This is a genomic window from Paraburkholderia sp. PREW-6R (assembly GCF_039621805.1).
GTDB lineage: Bacteria > Pseudomonadota > Gammaproteobacteria > Burkholderiales > Burkholderiaceae > Paraburkholderia.
Window position 1 is genome coordinate 1306378 of sequence record NZ_CP155073.1, and the last position, 15912, is coordinate 1322289.

The 15912-nt window shown below is 62.8% G+C and carries 15 protein-coding genes and 1 pseudogene; 9 read left to right on the forward strand and 7 right to left on the reverse strand.

Annotation, left to right across the window (positions count from 1 at the left end; genetic code table 11):
• Positions 1–16 precede the first annotated feature (16 nt).
• Complete coding sequence (locus AAGS40_RS05625; protein ID WP_345813731.1) at positions 17–658, reverse strand: VC0807 family protein; 642 nt, start codon at positions 656–658, stop codon at positions 17–19.
• A gap of 152 nt (positions 659–810) precedes the next feature.
• On the opposite strand from AAGS40_RS05625, the gene arfB reads away from it, so the two are divergent.
• Positions 811–1215, forward strand: a complete 405-nt coding sequence (gene arfB, locus AAGS40_RS05630) for an alternative ribosome rescue aminoacyl-tRNA hydrolase ArfB (RefSeq protein WP_345813733.1) — start codon at positions 811–813, stop codon at positions 1213–1215.
• A gap of 9 nt (positions 1216–1224) precedes the next feature.
• Here arfB and AAGS40_RS05635 read toward each other — a convergent pair whose 3' ends face one another.
• On the reverse strand, positions 1225–2535 hold the full coding sequence (locus tag AAGS40_RS05635) for an EAL domain-containing protein (protein WP_345814284.1): 1311 nt from the start codon (positions 2533–2535) through the stop codon (positions 1225–1227).
• Between the two features lie 627 nt (positions 2536–3162).
• Between AAGS40_RS05635 and AAGS40_RS05640 the strand changes: the two genes are divergently transcribed.
• The gene (locus tag AAGS40_RS05640; protein ID WP_345813734.1) at positions 3163–3453 is read left to right on the forward strand and encodes a putative quinol monooxygenase; all 291 of its coding nucleotides are present in this window, start codon (positions 3163–3165) and stop codon (positions 3451–3453) included.
• Between the two features lie 298 nt (positions 3454–3751).
• On the opposite strand, the gene AAGS40_RS05645 is transcribed toward AAGS40_RS05640, so the two are convergent.
• The 3 genes from AAGS40_RS05645 to AAGS40_RS05655 all read right to left on the reverse strand — a co-directional run bounded on the left by AAGS40_RS05645 (position 3752) and on the right by AAGS40_RS05655 (position 5447).
• Positions 3752–4009, reverse strand: a complete 258-nt coding sequence (locus AAGS40_RS05645) for a DNA-binding protein (RefSeq protein WP_117333940.1) — start codon at positions 4007–4009, stop codon at positions 3752–3754.
• A gap of 211 nt (positions 4010–4220) precedes the next feature.
• On the reverse strand, positions 4221–4460 hold the full coding sequence (locus AAGS40_RS05650; protein ID WP_345813735.1) for a hypothetical protein: 240 nt from the start codon (positions 4458–4460) through the stop codon (positions 4221–4223).
• Between the two features lie 348 nt (positions 4461–4808).
• Complete coding sequence (locus tag AAGS40_RS05655) at positions 4809–5447, reverse strand: YdcF family protein (RefSeq protein WP_345814289.1); 639 nt, start codon at positions 5445–5447, stop codon at positions 4809–4811.
• A 346-nt stretch (positions 5448–5793) separates the two neighbouring features.
• Between AAGS40_RS05655 and AAGS40_RS05660 the strand changes: the two genes are divergently transcribed.
• Positions 5794–6117 carry a hypothetical protein gene (locus tag AAGS40_RS05660; protein WP_345813736.1) on the forward strand — a complete coding sequence of 108 codons (324 nt, stop codon included), beginning with the start codon at positions 5794–5796 and terminating at the stop codon, positions 6115–6117.
• Between the two features lie 426 nt (positions 6118–6543).
• Here AAGS40_RS05660 and AAGS40_RS05665 read toward each other — a convergent pair whose 3' ends face one another.
• Both AAGS40_RS05665 and AAGS40_RS05670 read right to left on the reverse strand, forming a co-directional pair.
• Complete coding sequence (locus tag AAGS40_RS05665; RefSeq protein ID WP_345813737.1) at positions 6544–6798, reverse strand: hypothetical protein; 255 nt, start codon at positions 6796–6798, stop codon at positions 6544–6546.
• A 308-nt stretch (positions 6799–7106) separates the two neighbouring features.
• Positions 7107–7493 (reverse strand): annotated as a pseudogene (locus AAGS40_RS05670) (transposase); the annotation flags it as partial.
• Between the two features lie 411 nt (positions 7494–7904).
• Between AAGS40_RS05670 and AAGS40_RS05675 the strand changes: the two are divergent.
• The 6 genes from AAGS40_RS05675 (at position 7905) to nusA (ending at position 15865) form a co-directional block, all read left to right on the forward strand.
• Positions 7905–8807 (forward strand): LysR substrate-binding domain-containing protein, encoded by a 903-nt coding sequence (locus tag AAGS40_RS05675; protein ID WP_345813738.1) that lies wholly within the window; start codon positions 7905–7907, stop codon positions 8805–8807.
• Between the two features lie 105 nt (positions 8808–8912).
• On the forward strand, positions 8913–10163 hold the full coding sequence (locus AAGS40_RS05680; protein WP_345813740.1) for a pyridoxal phosphate-dependent aminotransferase: 1251 nt from the start codon (positions 8913–8915) through the stop codon (positions 10161–10163).
• Between the two features lie 356 nt (positions 10164–10519).
• Complete coding sequence (gene scpB / locus AAGS40_RS05685) at positions 10520–11461, forward strand: SMC-Scp complex subunit ScpB (protein ID WP_345813741.1); 942 nt, start codon at positions 10520–10522, stop codon at positions 11459–11461.
• A gap of 58 nt (positions 11462–11519) precedes the next feature.
• Entirely contained in the window at positions 11520–13367 is a 1848-nt protein-coding gene (gene rluB, locus AAGS40_RS05690) for a 23S rRNA pseudouridine(2605) synthase RluB (RefSeq protein ID WP_345813742.1), read from the forward strand.
• 567 nt (positions 13368–13934) lie between these two features.
• Complete coding sequence (gene rimP / locus AAGS40_RS05695) at positions 13935–14393, forward strand: ribosome maturation factor RimP (RefSeq protein ID WP_345813743.1); 459 nt, start codon at positions 13935–13937, stop codon at positions 14391–14393.
• A complete protein-coding gene (gene nusA / locus AAGS40_RS05700) occupies positions 14390–15865 on the forward strand; it encodes a transcription termination factor NusA (RefSeq protein WP_345813744.1) in 1476 nt (491 codons plus the stop codon). The genes rimP and nusA overlap by 4 nt, the downstream gene beginning before the upstream one ends.
• The last annotated feature ends 47 nt before the right edge of the window (positions 15866–15912 follow it).

Sequence of the window (15912 nt, forward strand, 5' to 3'; positions counted from 1 at the left end):
CCGGGAGCCAGAACGCTCAGCCTGTGACACTGCCGGTCTGCGCAGCGGCTTCAGCGCGGCTGCGCAGAGTCTTGCGATACCAAACCGTCCACAGTGTCAGGCCGCCGTAGATGCCATAGCCGATAAACGGCGAGACGACGAGAAAGCGCTCGACCGGCCATGTCAGCGCCATCCACGCACGCAGCATGGTCTCAGCGGTGAGGCCGACGCCCCAGACGAGCGTCATCAGGCGCATGGCGGCGGCAAGTCCGGGGCGCTCGCGCCATAGCGCCTCGAAACGCGCGGCGCCGCCTTCCATTTCGCGGGCAACGGAGGCGCGGGCGAGGTAGAAGATCAGCGGTCGGCGCATCGGCAGAGACAGCAGAAATGCAATGCCAATCGCGCCGGACACGAGCGACTCGCGCAGCAACAGCATGCGCGGGCTGCCGCCCACGGCCATTGCCGCCACCGACAGAACGATCCCGGCCACCACGATCACGCTCAATGCGTCGACGCGCCTGAATCGAACCAGCTCGATCAGGCTCCAGACAATCGGCGGCACGGCGGACGCGATCAACGCCCCCGTCTCGCCGAGATGCGGCAGCGCATACCGGTAGGCAAGCCATGGCAGCAGGAAGTTGACGACCAGTTCGAGCACGAACCCCGGACGAAGCTTCATATGAATTTACGCTGTAAGCTGAAAGTGCAGTATCGATCAATCGGTCGCGCCCGTGCAACCGATTTTTCGAATCGACGCCCATTCTCGCTGGTCCACGAGCGGCACACGCATCGTGCTGTGTACACTGACAGACTCTGATCCTATTTCGCGTCATGACATCCCGTTATCCGATCCCGCCGAACGAAATCGAATTGACCGCCGTGCGCGCGCAGGGAGCGGGCGGCCAGAACGTCAACAAGGTGTCGAGTGCGATTCATCTGCGCTTCGACGTCCATGCGTCGTCGCTGCCCGAGGTGCTGAAGATGCGCCTGCTCGCGCTTTCCGATCACCGGCTCACACGCGACGGCGTCGTCATCATCAAGGCGCAGGAACATCGTACGCAGGACATGAATCGTGCGGCGGCGCTGGCGCGGCTCGAAGAACTGATCGAAAGCGTCAGCGTGACACGCAAGGCGCGAGTCGCGACACGGCCGACGCGCGCATCGAATCGCCGGCGGCTCGACAGCAAGGCCAGGCGCAGCGAGATCAAGTCGGGTCGTAGCAGGATCGACGAGTAGGGACTTCGCTCAGCGCCTGCCGCCGCGTGCACCGCCACGGCCACTCTTGCGGCCTCCGGCGGGCGCCGGCGTGGGCACGAAGTCGACGCACAGCACCACGCGCGCGCCGTTGCGGTCGAACGCAATCGCCGCGGTGTAGCAGTCCTGGGCGTCGGCGAGCGAATAGTGCGGTCCCATCATCGCAACGCGTCCTGGCGCGGCGAGCGCGTGCTTGAAATAAGCGCGCCGCGACCAGTTGCCCCGCACGTTGGTGTAGAGCGGCGCGAGCCGCAACGGTGGCGGCGGAACGCTCGCGGCGGTGACCGAGGGCTCGCTCTGCTCGCCTTTGCCGTCCGTAATGAAAACGCGGCGCGCTTCGGGCAGATGCCAGATTTTCTGCGCGGCGAGGCGCAGGTCGCCCGTCTCCCGGAAGGTGTCGGACGCAGCCAGCACCGCTTCGGCGAATCCTTCGAATCCGAGCGGCTGATGGCCGGAATGCTCGCGTTCATAGTCCGCGAACTTGCTCCACATCGATTCGATCAATTCGGGCACCTTTTCGCACGCCTCGTGGACCGAGCCTTTCGGCTGACCAAGCCAGAAGCCCTGTACAAAATCCACGCCCGCTTGCATCAGGATCATTAACTCTTCGTCCGTCTCGACGCCTTCGGCCAGCACCAGCGTGCCGGATTGATGCAGCATCGCGATCAGGTGGCTGATCATCGAATCGTCGCCTTCGCCGCGGCCGGCGCGCGCGACTAGCGACCGGTCGAGCTTGACGATGTCGGGACGGAAACGCCAGACCCGGTCGAAGTTCGAGAAGCCCGTGCCGAAGTCGTCGATTGCGATCAGGAAGTCGCGCGGGTGCGACGCGGCGAGCATGCTGGCGACAGCGGATTCGTCGTCGGCGGGTTGTTCGAGCACCTCGATCACGATGCGCTCCTGCGGCAGACCGAAGTGTGCGGACAACTCGTCGATGAACGCGCGTTGCGGCCAGCCAGTTTCGAACACCTGAGGGCGCGTGTTCAGAAAGAGCCAACCCGTGGTGATCCCTTGCTCCATGAAGTTGGCCACGTGCAGGCAGCGTGCGATGCGATCGAGTTCGCGCGCATCGGCGGCAGAACGGGTGCCCGAAAACAGCACGTCGGGCGAGACCGGCAATCCGACCGGGTCGTATGCTCGCAGCAGTCCTTCATATCCGACCACTCGCTGATGCGTGACGGACAGCACCGGCTGGAACACGCTATGAAGCGTCAATGCCCGCCACGTCGCGGTCCAGCCGGACTCGCCCCGCACGAGGTGCGGGAGCAGACCGCTCAGAGTCAATTCGCTGACGGATGGCATAAGGAAAGCAGGCGTGAGAGCTGACATGGGTACATGGCGGCAAGCGGGTAACGGGGCGCGCAAACCAGCTCAGCGCGTATTGGTTGCATGGCCCGGTCGTGATCAGTCGTGCTTGAGCACGGTCCCGAAACATCCAGAGCAATGCCAGCCATGCTGAAATCCGGCGGGTCAATCGACAACCAGTCTAGCAGTTTGAAATCCGCCCTTATGTGCGGGTTATCACAGACGCCAGAGGTCATCGGCGTTAATCCAAACGCGTTTTGCGCACTTGACGCAATGGTCCCGCCTACGCGTTTTGCACCTGCTTCGCGCCCGCTTGCCGCGCGTGAACCAGGTTGTCCGGAACCACAATGATTCGCTGTGGATGAAGGCGAGCGTAGCAGGGCGTCGAATGGACGCCCGCCAAACTCCAGGCGCCGACGGTGCTCAGACATTTGTGGCACAGCGGCGCGCTTTGATTGCGGCGCGCACGTCGAAAGGGTGTGCGCCACTCCTGAACAGCGGGCTGCCGCATGCATACCATTCATCTCGCATTTGCCATATCCATCATGCGCCTCTTTGGGCCGCGTGCGCGCAAATTTGTGAAGCGCCGGTTATGCTGCTGTCTTTCTTCAATGGAGGTCGGGCATGTCGGAAATCGCGGTAGTCGCAATCGCAGTCGCAAAGCCGGGGTATGAAGAACAATTGCGTGAAGCGGCCGAGGGCATCGTCGGGCCGACACGCAAGGAGCAGGGCGCGTTGCAGTACGATCTTCATCGCGACGTGCAGGAGCCGCGCCGCTTTGTGTTCGTCGAGCGTTGGGAAAGCCAGCAGGCGCTCGCCGCGCATGCCCAATCCGCGCATATTGCGGCTTACAGAAAAGCCATTGCGGACTGGGTGGAACACTCGGAAATTCGCGTCGTGGCGAAGATCGCTTGAGCTTGTCGAGCCACTGAAATGTCGTAACGGCAATCCCGGTCATGGCGACTCGGGATTCGTCCGCACATGACGGCGCTCGCGATCATGTCGCTGCAATGTCGCAGGAGGCGAAACGCTTTGAGGGAGTAATGCCAAAGGGTCGTGACAATGGTGCGCTGGCCGTTCGGCCCCTTGCCGCTCACTGCTCACCGCTCACCGCTTATAGCTGAATCACTTCTCGCGCCTAGCGCTCTAACGCCTCGCGCGCGGATGCGTGGACTCAGTGCGTGGACTCAGTGCGTGGACTCAGTGCGTGGACTCAGTGCGTGGACTGCGGCACGTCGAGGATCAGGATGATGGTCCAGTCCGCATCGCCGTCATGATGATATTGACGCTCCGCGACGATAAACGGCTGCTGCTTGCCATCCGGGCCCAGGAACAGCACGTCCCCTTCCATCGGCAGGCATTCTACGGGCGGCAGCGCGAGGAACGCCTCCTGACCGCCGCGCGGCATCAGTTTTTCGATTTTTCGCGATGCTGCCTCAGTCCATTCGATATCAAGTTGAATGTTGCTCATGCTGTCCTCCGCACCAGGGTGCGCACGGGTTAGGGTGTCCGGCGGCCGCCGGTTGGTGCGCGACTTTAGCATAACGTTTGCATGGCGCCGCGGGTTGTGGATAACGCGCGGCGCGATCGACAAAAAAGCCGAAACCGGCAGCGCCGGCTTCGGCTTTTTCACCTTTGGACAAGACCGCAGGTGAAGCATGAGTCGAGATCGGCGAGCCGGATCAGGCGCCGGCGTCGGCCTTGGCAGCCTTCTTGTGATGCGGCGACATTTTATGATGCTTCATGGGCGCGGCCGGTGCGCTGTCCATAGCTTGCTGTCGGCTTTGCAAATCTTGCGCGCGCTGTTCGACGTCGGCGGCTTTGGCCGGATCGGTGCTCATCATGACGCCGTTGTCCTGCGCGTACGCCGCGCCTGTTACGGCACTAAGGGAAACCAGGATCGCCAGGGACACTTTCTTCATCTTTACCTCCGCAGAGTGGTTGTTGACCCGAGTAATTGTCTGTCCGTTGAGAAAGACAATGCATTCTAGCCAGCAATATCCGCTCCAGCGGAGGCTTTTATGATGCGCATGACAATTCGTTACATCTTCTTACCTTCGTGGCTTCTGCCGGGACGAAGCCACGGTCGTGTTTCGTTGTCAGGCGCTTGTCACGATCTCGTCATCGGCGAGCAGGTTGTGTCCCCACGCTCCATGTAACGACTTGCGAGATACGTTGATCGCATGGTGGCCGCATGGCTGCGTTCATGCGGTCGGCAAAATGTTCGGATTTCTAACTAAGCGCGTTTGCGGGTCGAGGAACGACTGCCGTTAGAACCACCCAATCGCACGATAAACGTGAAACTGCGCGATTCCGATCAACTCATGCAGCGCGATTTCGGCGCTCTCGAAATTGTAGTAATGCGGTATCGCGCTCAGGCGCGCACGCCGCACGTTCGAAACGAGCGGCTGTGGTTCGAGCCCGAAGCGGTGAAAATCGAGCAGCGCCCGCGGCATCTGATACGCGGAGGTGACGAGTATCAACGAATCGTAACGAGCGCGTCGCACGATGGCTGACACGTTGCGCGCGTTTTCGTAGGTCGTGAGGCTGCGGTTTTCCAGCACGATATCCGTGCGCGGAACCTGCTGGCGCAGCAGGTAAGGCAAGTAGGTGTCTGCCTCGGAGGCGCGGTGCTTCTGCGGGTTGCCACCGCTCACGATGACCTCGCAGGTAGCGGCAACGCGCCGGCATGCCGCGTAGTGTTGCGCGCTCACGTTGATCCGGGACAACACATCGTGCGGCGGCACGAGGACGTCATCGTCGTTGTAGTCGGTGCCGCCGCCTAGCACGATGATCGCCGTGCGGGATGCGTAGCTCACCGGCGTAGTGGATAAATCGTGCGGTTGTGCCATTTGGAGCAGGGGCGCCGTCAGCCAGCCGGCGCCGAGCAGCCAGAACACAGCCAGCATGCATAAGGTGAGCGGTCGGCGAGCGCCTTTACATAGCACGATTGCTGCAAAAAAAAGCACTAATAAAATGAATAGAATCAATTTAAATGGGGTAACGTATGTCTTTCGGAACAATTCCTCGGGCCTGCTATCGCGCCGCAGCGGTTGCATCGTCGGTCCGCGGACAGAACGCTATCATGCCGTTCAGACGGGGGTTCCGAAAACAGACCAGGCAGCACCTGGCGGAACTCGGCTGATCAAGACGTAGCCAGCTTCCAGCCAAGGGCGGGTGCCGGGCGCGTCATTGGTGGCGCGATGACGTGTTGGGCATAGATGTGTCATAGCTGCACTTTAAGAAAGAAGTGAGATGACCACGTATTCCAACGAAGCGGTACTTGAAGCGTTGCGGCGGGCGCAATATCGTCAGGTCCCATGGGCCAGAAGGCCGGGCGTTTTCCAATATCTTCGCGCGTTAGGCCTGATGGATACCGTTCGGCAGCGCACCGTCGCTCCGGCGCCGGGCTTTCATGCACCTGTCGACATTGCCGTGCTCACCGAGCGGGGCAGAGCCGAATTCGCGCGGCTTGCCCACGACGAGCGTCTGCTCAGCTGGACAGCGCAACGCATGAACGACTATGTCGTGACGCCCGCGGAAGCACGGCCCAGCGCGGTGCTCGAAGTCCGGACCTGAACCGGCGTTCGAGCTGACGCAGTCTTTCCGGCCGCCTTTGCGGCGGCTGGTGGAGAGCGCATTGCCACGCATCCTTAGATGCACAGTCGCTGGCAGCACGGACTGTTGCCGCCATTCTCTTTGGCCCTCCGCTCGCATTTCGTTTTCGCCAAGATTTCCTGCTGCCCGCGCGGCTCCCTTCTCTGCGGGTTTCAAATCACTGAGCAACGTGTTTCTTGACGAGACCAAGGCTGCTGCGTCGCGCCTAAGGACGGCTCCTCGCTTCCGGCGTCGCGCCTCCTCGCGCCAAGTTACCAAAAAAAAAGCCCGTATCACGAGGATACGGGCGTACCGGAATTACTACTGCCACGCTGTGCTAATGGCATTAAATCAGACTGATTCAATTACTGGTGGTTCCCGGACATCGCGTCCCGATTACCTCCACCGTCAACGCCGCCGACCCGGATCGCCGCGCGGCGGTTCCGGCCGCGTGCGCACATTGCTGGCGATATCGCCGCGCAGGTCGCCTCTTGGCGTAGGCGGCGTAAAGTCGCGGCCACGCGTTTCGCCTTGCTGCCATGCCTGAAGACTGGCCGTCCGTTCCGGGCGCCAGTTCCAGCCCTGTGGGCGTTCCTGCGCAAACGCTGGTGCGGCAATTGATGAAACAACAATGCCGCACAGAAGCAGTGACATTGGTTTCATGCTGCGCTCCCGTCAAGCCCATCGAATCAAGGCCTGTTTGCATACGAACAAGGTATGCCGAGTCGCGAAAGCGCGCTGTAAGTAATAGTAAATGGATGTTTCGCCTATAACTTTCACGCTCCCACAAAGCGGACGCGGCGCGAACAGAAGCCAGGCGCGAGGGACGACCGCACTGGGCGCGCTTGGGGAGCGGTGCCCATATCAGGTGCGGCTGACGTCGAATACGGTGCACGACGCGGTGCACTGTCGGGAAACGCGCCGGACGTACGCAGACGCCCGGCGGAGATTGAAACGGCTCAGGCCATCTTGACCGGGGCGCGCCACGATTCCGGATTCGTCCAGAACGCGCCACGCAGGCGGTCGCGGCTCGGCGGTGCCGGCGGCTTTGCCGCAGTGGCGCCAATCCGGCCACGCAGCGAGATTTCGCGACCGCTGGTTCCGAGTCGCTTGACTATTTCGGCGAGCGTACCATCGGCTTGCCACTCGTCGAAGCGACGGCGGCAGGTCGGCGGTGAAGGATAACGGCCCGGCAGCTTGGACCAGCCTTCGCCAGTCGACAGCACCCAAAGCACAGCGTTGACGACCGCGCGCGCTTCCACACGTGGCCGACCGCGCCGTTCGCTCCGTGCAGGCTCCGCACAGAACAACGCCTCGACCAGCGCCCACTCGTTGTCTCTCAAATCGTCGAACAGCATCATGTTTCACCTCAGCGAAGCTAACTCCGGTGCGCTGCCCCGCGCCGCGCACTCTCCATGCACTCGATAGGCGAGTGCCACGGAGGGTCGGGCTTGTCACGGACTGCGGTGTAGCTGGAAATCCGTGGCGCCGACCCTTGCGAGCTTCTAAATGCAGGATGTGTGCCAGGCGATGTCCAACTGCCTGAAAGCCCCGTGACAGCGGGCCAGCGCGGGCGCTAGCTAGGGGCGTATAAGAATCCAAAAAACCCACCTCGCAAATCGGGACAATCACCAATCTTGTGCAATCAGGCCCGCGCAGCGTGCGTTTGCGCCTTATTGCTGCATTGCAGCGAGAGGCCGGAATGCGCTAACGAAGGTGCATTTCGGCCTACAATCTGCATCAAATAACGTGATTGATGAGGCTGATAAATGAATGTGACGCTGCGTCAGCTAAGGGTTTTTATGGAGGTGGCCCGGTTGCAGAGCTTTAGCCGGGCAGGCGACGAAATCGGCCTGACGCAATCAGCTGTTAGCCGTTGCGTGCGTGAGCTGGAGGGCGAGATCGGGCTGAAGCTGATCGACCGTACGACGCGTGACGTGCAACTCACCGATGTCGGCGCCAATCTGGTGTCGAGCGTGTCGCGTCTGCTTACCGATCTGGACGATGCGCTGCGCGAAATCCGTGAGATCGGCGAACAGCGGCGCGGACGGGTGGTGGTCGCCGCCAGTCCCACCGTGGCGTGCCGGCTGATGCCGGGCGTGGTGGCCGCCTGCGGACGGCAATTCCCGTATATCACGATGGGCCTGCGCGACGACGTACAAAGCGACGTGGTGCGCAAGGTAAAGTCCGGCGAGGTGGATTTCGGCGTGATCATCGGTCCGTTCTCGGCGGACGATCTGCTGAACGAATCGCTGATGACCGACTCGTTCTGCGTCGTTTTGCGTGACGATCACCCGCTCGCCAGACGCACTGAAATAGCGTGGACGGATCTGGACGGCCAACGCCTCGTGATGCTCGACTACGCGTCGGGCAGCCGTCCGATCATCGACGCCGTCATGCAGGAATATGGCGTGAACGCGCCCGTGGTGCAGGAACTTGGGCATTCGGCGACGGTGTTCGGGCTGGTCGAGGCGGGCGTCGGTATGAGCGTGTTGCCGTGGCTCGCGCTGCCGTTGCCGGCGGGGGCGTCGCTGGTTGCGCGCCCGCTCGTGCCGCGTGCTGAGCGAACCGTGGAACTGGTGCGGCGGCGCGATCGCTCGCTGTCGCCGGCCGCCGAGGCCGTGTGGGGGCTGATCCGGCAATTGCCTGCCCGCGCCGAGGATCTCGATTGACGAGGTGCGGCGTCCAGTTCGCAGCCCGAAACAGGATGGCACGCTAAACTGTCGCTCTTTTCGGGCTGCATTACTTGCCGCCCAATCCTTTGTCTGGAAGCCTCGATGAGCGAATCGGATCACGCCGTGCCCTCGGCCCCCAATGCACGCGACGCAGTGCGCGCGTTGCGCCCTTCGCAAATCCGCGAAGTCGCCAATGCCGGTTTCGGCGTTGAAAACGTTCTGCCGTTCTGGTTCGGCGAGTCGGACCGCATCACGCCGGCGTTCATTCGCGACGCTGCGAGCGCTGCATTGACGGCCGGGAACACGTTTTACACGCACAATCTGGGGATTGCGCCGCTGCGAGCGGCGCTGGCGGGCTACGTGAGCGAATTGCACGGGTCGACGTCGGCGGAGCACATTGCCGTGACCAGCGCGGGCGTCAATGCGTTGATGCTGGCTGCGCAGCTGGTGGTCGGAGCGGGCGACCGGGTCGTTGCCGTCACGCCGTTGTGGCCCAATCTCGTCGAAATTCCGAAGATACTTGGCGCGCATGTGGAAACGGTGGCGCTCGATTACGGCGAAAGCGGCTGGCAGCTGGACGTCGAGCGCCTGCTGGCGGCACTCACGCCTGACACGCGCATGCTGTTGATCAATTCGCCGAACAACCCGACGGGCTGGGTCATGCCTCGCGATGACCAACGCACCGTGCTGGATCATTGCCGGCGGCACGGCATCTGGATCGTCGCCGACGAAGTCTATGAGCGCCTCTATTACCCGCACGACAGTGCCGCTGGCGTGTCTGGCTCTGCCGCCGGCGCCACGAGCACGGATGCGCGCACGGCGCCGTCGTTCCTCGATCTGGCTTCACGCGACGAACGAGTGATTTGCGTGAATTCGTTTTCCAAAGCGTGGCTGATGACCGGCTGGCGGCTCGGCTGGCTCGTGGCGCCGGCGGCGCTCATGGACGATCTGGGCAAGCTGGTGGAGTACAACACGTCGTGCGCGCCGTCGTTCGTGCAGCAGGCGGGAATCGTCGCGGTCCAGCAGGGCGAGCGCTTCACGCAGGAACTGGTGCGCGACCTGCAGACGTCACGCGACCATCTGGTGCGGGCGCTCGCCACGGTGCCGGGCGTCGACGTGAAGGCGCCTCACGGCGCGATGTACCTGTTCTTTTCGATGCCGGGAGCGAACCGCAGCCTTGAATTATGCAAGTCAATGGTGCGCGAGGTAGGGCTTGGGATCGCGCCCGGCAGCGCCTTCGGTCCGCAGGGCGAGGGTTTCGTGCGCTGGTGTTATGCGTGTGACACGGCCCGGCTCGACATGGGTGTCGAGCGGCTGAGGCACTTTGTGGCCCGACACGGCGCGCCGCATTGAGCGCAAATGTATTCTTCGTAGTCATTTTCCGTGCGGTATCCGCCCGATAATTGGCGGCGGGTCGCGATAACGGTGGTGGGCCGGCGGGAATGCAGCCGGAGCGGGCACGGGCGGGAAAATGCGCGGGGATTTCGCCTTTACGCACTGATTGTTTTTGCGTAATATGGCGCTCAGTCACGCGACTCCTTTCAGGAATATCGCTGCTCCGTCCGGCTGGGTTTGGCTCGATTGCCTGTTTCGCCGCCCCCCGGTGCGTGCTCCCATCAATATGACCGATCAAAATCGGGCGAGCGCGTCTTCTGTTCCACATCGTCTGTTTGATCCGGTTCTTTGACCACAGGGTCTGACCTAGCTGCATGAATACCCAAGAGGCGAAGATCGTCCTCGAGACTGCCTTGATCTGCGCGCAGGAGCCGTTAAAGCTCGGCGAGTTGCGCAAGCTCTTTGCCGACAGTGTGTCGGCGGACACCGTTAGGACGTTGCTCGAAGACCTTCGGCAGGACTGGTCGGGGCGCGGTGTGGAGCTGGTCGGGCTGGCGTCGGGCTGGCGATTTCAAAGCAAGCCCGCAATGCGCTCGTATCTGGACCGCTTGCATCCTGAGAAACCGCCGAAATATTCGCGCGCGGTGCTCGAAACGCTCGCGATCATCGCTTACCGGCAACCGGTCACGCGTGGAGATATCGAAGAAATTCGCGGCGTCACGGTGAACACCCAGGTCGTCAAGCAACTCGAGGACCGTGGCTGGATCGAAGTGATCGGCCATCGCGATGTGCCCGGCCGTCCGGCGCTGTATGCGACCACGCGCCAGTTTCTCGATGACCTCGGCTTGCGCGCACTCGACGAGCTGCCGCCGCTAGCGGATCCCACGGCGCAGTTGAACGCGGATCTGCTCGGTCAGCATGCAATCGAGTTTTCCGATGCGGAAGTCGCGCAGGGCGTCGTTCCGGGCGATAGCGTTGTGCCCGTCGAGGCACCAGAAGGCGCTGGTGCTTCGCTCGATGCGCCCGGCAACGTCGAGCCCGGCGGTGCGGCGGCTGAAGAGACAGCGGAAGCAGCAGAAACAGGGGCGAACGATGCATGGCAAGCCAGCGTCGACGAGCCCGCACAGAATGAAGATCCGGTCTCCCAGGCCGATCCGGCAACACCCGCGCACGACTCGGACGCGCTCCACGACACGGAGCATGCCGCCGAGCCGAACCCGACCACGGCGGCGCACGGCGATCACGAAGATCGTCGCGATGCCGCACAGGACGCAGGCGTTCTGACCGACGACGAACCCGAGTCGCGCAGCGCCTGACGTAACTTTTTTGCCGCGTCCGCAAGGGGCGCGCGCGAGCTGACATTTTGAGGTTGTTTTGACACATACCCACGACACCGATTCGTCCGAATCCGAGCGCGCCGTGCCATCGGCGCGCGCCGACGAGACGCGCACGACGCAAGCATCGGCAGGCGAAAGCGAGCGCCCGGCGCAGACCACGGAAGCAGACGGCGAAGATCGTCCGCGCCGCGGCCTGCGTCGCGGGCCGCGCAGCCTGATCGCGCGTCGCCGCGCGGGAGCGAAGACGAAGAGCGCCGAAGGCGCGCCGGCGCAGGCCGCGCCGGTCGTCACCGAAGCTCCGCCGGACGGCGAAGTCGTGGCGCAGGTGCGGATGCCACGCAAGGAACCGGGCACGAAGGGTCAAGGGTCGCGCCGTAACGCGAACGCGCGGCGCGAAGGCCGCGATGGACGTGAAGGGCAACGTGAAGGCCAGCGCGAAGGCGGTCGTCAGCCACGCGAAGGCGGTCAGCGTCAGAATCGCCGTGGCGGCGAGGCGCCGGTTGCAGCGGGCGAAGCGGCGCAGGATGACCTGTTCTCGTACGTCACGTCGCCCGCGTTCGACGCGGACAACAGCGCCAACGGCGGCGTGCGTGCTCCCATGTTGCGGCGGGGCAAACCGGCAGCGCCGAAGCGCGTGCTCTCGGCCGACGACGACGCGCCGAAGCTCCACAAAGTACTGGCCGAAGCCGGCATGGGCTCGCGCCGCGACATGGAAGAACTGATCGTCGCCGGCCGCGTATCGGTGAATGGCGAACCGGCGCACATCGGTCAGCGGATCATGCCGACCGACCAGGTTCGCATCAACGGCAAACCGGTCAAGCGGAAGCTGGCCAACAAGCCGCCGCGCGTGCTGCTGTATCACAAGCCGACCGGCGAGATCGTCAGTCATGCCGATCCGGAAGGCCGTCCTTCCGTTTTCGACAAGCTGCCGCCGATGAAAACCGCCAAGTGGCTCGCAGTCGGCCGCCTCGACTTCAACACGGAAGGTCTGCTGATGCTGACCACGTCGGGCGACCTGGCGAACCGTTTCATGCATCCGCGTTACAGCGTCGAGCGTGAATATGCGGTCCGCGTGGTGGGCGAACTGGCTGAAGGCATGCGTCAGAAGCTGCTGAACGGCGTCGAGCTCGATGATGGCCCTGCCAATTTCCTGCGGATTCGTGACGGCGGCGGCGAGGGCACCAACCATTGGTATCACGTCGCGCTCGCCGAAGGGCGTAACCGCGAAGTGCGTCGCATGTTCGAAGCAGCGGGACTGATGGTCAGCCGGCTGATCCGCACGCGTCACGGCCCGATCTCGTTGCCGAAAGGCCTGAAACGCGGCCGCTGGGAAGAGCTCGAAGACAATCAGGTCCGGGCGCTGATGGCATCGGTCGGGCTGAAAGCGCCGACCGAAGAGCGCGGCGGCCGCAGCGCGGCGCCGGAGCGCAAACAGCCGGACCCGATGCAGACGTCGATGGGCTTCATCAATCGTGAACCGGTGCTGATGTCGCACGGCCGTTTCGATCAGCAGCCCACCCGCGGCCAAGGCCGGCGTGGCGCGGCGGGCGGCGGTTTTGGCGGCGGTGCGGGCGCAGGCTTCGGCGGCGGCTATGGTAATCGCGGCGGCGGTCGCAGCGCCGGCGGATTCGGCGGCGGCATGGGCGGCGGCGCGGGTGGTCCGCGAGGCGGCCGTGGCGACGTGGACGGCAATCGCGCGCCGTCGGGCAATCGGCCGGCCGGCGGTAAGCGGGCAGCCGGCAACGGTGCCGCTGCGGGTAATGGCGCGAATCGCGGGCCGGCCGGCAATCGTGGCGGAAACGGTAACCGTGCCGGCGGCAACGGCAACGCAGGCGGCGCCAATCGCGGCACCGGCGCTCCGCGCGGGCGCACGCGAGGCCGCTGAGGTCGCGCCCGCAAGGGCGTGCTAACGGGTGGCACGGATTCAAAGCTGGCAACGGCTCGCGGATTACCTTCTGGTGCTCCGGGCGAGCCGTTTATCGTTTCTATGATGTCCCAAGCTTGGGCGATAAACTGTTGCATGGATTGCGAAGCACGCAGTGCCGACTGTGATTGTCATACGCACGCCGGCGGTAAGAGTGAGCGCGGTGCGTACCGCAGGCTCCGTAATGCGGTGAGCGCCGCGTTGCAACAGGTGCGCGGTGTCGCCATATAGGCTGCAGATCGCGGTGAAAACGGGCCGGGACGGGCTTGGGGCGGGCGTCTGCGGTTTGCGTTTAGCCCGAAAAATGGCTACAATCGCGGAGTCGCTGGGCGTGCGGCTTTTCAAGTGCGGCTCAGGTGCGACCACCGGTAATAAGATGATGGGCGTTTAGCCCATTTTTTTTTGCCGCTCAGTTTAAGTGGTTCGGCATCTCGGGTAGCACGAACGTGCGCCGGCTCAGGCGCGGCCCGCATTGGTTGTTTGCAGAACAGGCGGCAGGCTCGCTGCGCGAACATCTAAGAGGGCATTGTGCAACTGACGGAACTGATTGAAACCACGGTCGCGGGGCTCGGCTACGAGCTCGTCGATCTCGAGCGTACCGGGCGCGGCATGTTGTGCGTCTATATCGACCAGCCGGCCGGCATCGGGATCGAAGACTGCGAGAAAGTCACGCGTCAGCTCCAGCACGTTCTAACGGTCGAAAATATCGATTACGAGCGGCTCGAAGTGTCGTCGCCGGGTCTCGACCGCCCGCTGAAAAAACTGGCGGATTTCGAACGCTTCGCAGGCAGCGAAGTGGTAATCACATTGAAAAAGCCATTGGACGGACGTAAATCGTACCGGGGCATTCTGCATGCTCCGCAAGGCGAAACGATCGGTCTGGAATTTGAAGGGAAGGAAGGCGCCGCGATGCTCGATTTCACGCTCGCGGACATGGACAAAGCACGCCTCGTTCCGAAAGTTGACTTTAGGAGCCGCAAACAATGAGTCGCGAAGTGTTGATGCTGGTGGATGCGCTGGCACGCGAGAAGAATGTCGACAAAGACGTGGTATTTGCCGCGCTCGAAGCGGCTCTCGCTTCGGCCTCCAAGAAACTCTTCGAAGAAGACGCGGACATCCGCGTCCATATCGACCGTGAAAGCGGCGAGCACGAAACGTTTCGCCGCTGGAAAGTGGTGCCGGACGAAGCCGGTTTGCAGGAGCCGGATCAGGAAATCCTGCTGTTCGAAGCACGTGAGCAGCAACCGGAAATCCAGCTGGACGAATACATCGAAGAACCGGTGCCGTCGATCGAATTCGGCCGGATCGGCGCGCAGGCCGCCAAGCAGGTGATCCTGCAGAAGGTGCGCGACGCCGAACGCGAACAGATCCTGAACGACTTCCTCGAGCGCGGCGAGCACATCATGACCGGCTCGGTGAAGCGCCTGGACAAGGGCAACTTCATCGTCGAAACCGGCCGTGTCGAGGCGCTGCTGCGTCGCGATCAGCTGATTCCGAAGGAGAACCTGCGCGTGGGCGACCGCGTGCGCGCGTACATCGCCAAGGTCGATCGCACCGCTCGCGGTCCGCAGATCGAGCTGTCGCGCACGGCGCCCGAATTCCTGATGAAACTGTTCGAAATGGAAGTGCCTGAGATCGAACAGGGTCTGCTGGAAATCAAGGCGGCGGCGCGTGATCCGGGCGTGCGCGCCAAGATCGGCGTGATTGCGTACGACAAGCGGATCGACCCGATCGGCACCTGCGTAGGCATTCGCGGTTCGCGCGTGCAGGCTGTACGCAATGAGCTTGGTGGCGAAAACGTCGACATCGTGCTATGGTCGGAGGATCCCGCACAGTTTGTGATCGGCGCGCTCGCGCCGGCAGCCGTCCAGTCGATCGTCGTCGATGAAGAGAAGCATTCGATGGACGTCGTTGTCGACGAGAACGAACTGGCTGTCGCGATCGGCCGCAGCGGCCAGAACGTGCGTCTTGCCAGCGAACTCACCGGCTGGCAGATCAACATCATGACGCCGGACGAATCTGCGCAAAAGCAGAATCAGGAGCGCGGTGTTCTGCGTGACCTGTTCATGGCGCGTCTCGATGTCGACGAAGAAGTAGCCGACATCCTGATCGACGAAGGCTTTACGAGCCTCGAAGAGATCGCTTATGTGCCGCTCAACGAGATGCTCGAGATCGAAGCCTTCGACGAAGACACCGTTCACGAACTGCGTAACCGCTCGCGCGACGCATTGCTGACCATGGCAATCGCGAATGAAGAGAAGGTCGAAAATGTAGCGCTCGACCTGAAGAGCCTGGACGGCATGGACGCCGACCTGCTCGCAAAGCTGGCTGAACATCAGGTACAGACGCGCGACGAACTCGCCGAACTGGCCGTGGATGAACTGGTCGAGATGACCGGAATGGAAGAGGATGCCGCTAAGGCGTTGATCATGAAAGCACGTGAACACTGGTTCCAGTGAGAAATGACCATGGCGCACTAAATTGAACGCGGCCGTCAGGCCGCATG

Excerpts from the sequence above, each read along its gene's own strand:
- AAGS40_RS05625 (WP_345813731.1), bottom strand. The coding sequence starts at position 658 with ATGAAGCTTCGTCCGGGGTTCGTGCTCGAACTGGTCGTCAACTTCCTG.
- arfB (WP_345813733.1), top strand. The coding sequence starts at position 811 with ATGACATCCCGTTATCCGATCCCGCCGAACGAAATCGAATTGACCGCC.
- AAGS40_RS05635 (WP_345814284.1), bottom strand. The coding sequence starts at position 2,535 with ATGCCATCCGTCAGCGAATTGACTCTGAGCGGTCTGCTCCCGCACCTC.
- AAGS40_RS05640 (WP_345813734.1), top strand. The coding sequence starts at position 3,163 with ATGTCGGAAATCGCGGTAGTCGCAATCGCAGTCGCAAAGCCGGGGTAT.
- AAGS40_RS05645 (WP_117333940.1), bottom strand. The coding sequence starts at position 4,009 with ATGAGCAACATTCAACTTGATATCGAATGGACTGAGGCAGCATCGCGA.
- AAGS40_RS05650 (WP_345813735.1), bottom strand. The coding sequence starts at position 4,460 with ATGAAGAAAGTGTCCCTGGCGATCCTGGTTTCCCTTAGTGCCGTAACA.
- AAGS40_RS05655 (WP_345814289.1), bottom strand. The coding sequence starts at position 5,447 with ATGCTGGCTGTGTTCTGGCTGCTCGGCGCCGGCTGGCTGACGGCGCCC.
- AAGS40_RS05660 (WP_345813736.1), top strand. The coding sequence starts at position 5,794 with ATGACCACGTATTCCAACGAAGCGGTACTTGAAGCGTTGCGGCGGGCG.
- AAGS40_RS05665 (WP_345813737.1), bottom strand. The coding sequence starts at position 6,798 with ATGAAACCAATGTCACTGCTTCTGTGCGGCATTGTTGTTTCATCAATT.
- AAGS40_RS05675 (WP_345813738.1), top strand. The coding sequence starts at position 7,905 with ATGAATGTGACGCTGCGTCAGCTAAGGGTTTTTATGGAGGTGGCCCGG.
- AAGS40_RS05680 (WP_345813740.1), top strand. The coding sequence starts at position 8,913 with ATGAGCGAATCGGATCACGCCGTGCCCTCGGCCCCCAATGCACGCGAC.
- scpB (WP_345813741.1), top strand. The coding sequence starts at position 10,520 with ATGAATACCCAAGAGGCGAAGATCGTCCTCGAGACTGCCTTGATCTGC.
- nusA (WP_345813744.1), top strand. The coding sequence starts at position 14,390 with ATGAGTCGCGAAGTGTTGATGCTGGTGGATGCGCTGGCACGCGAGAAG.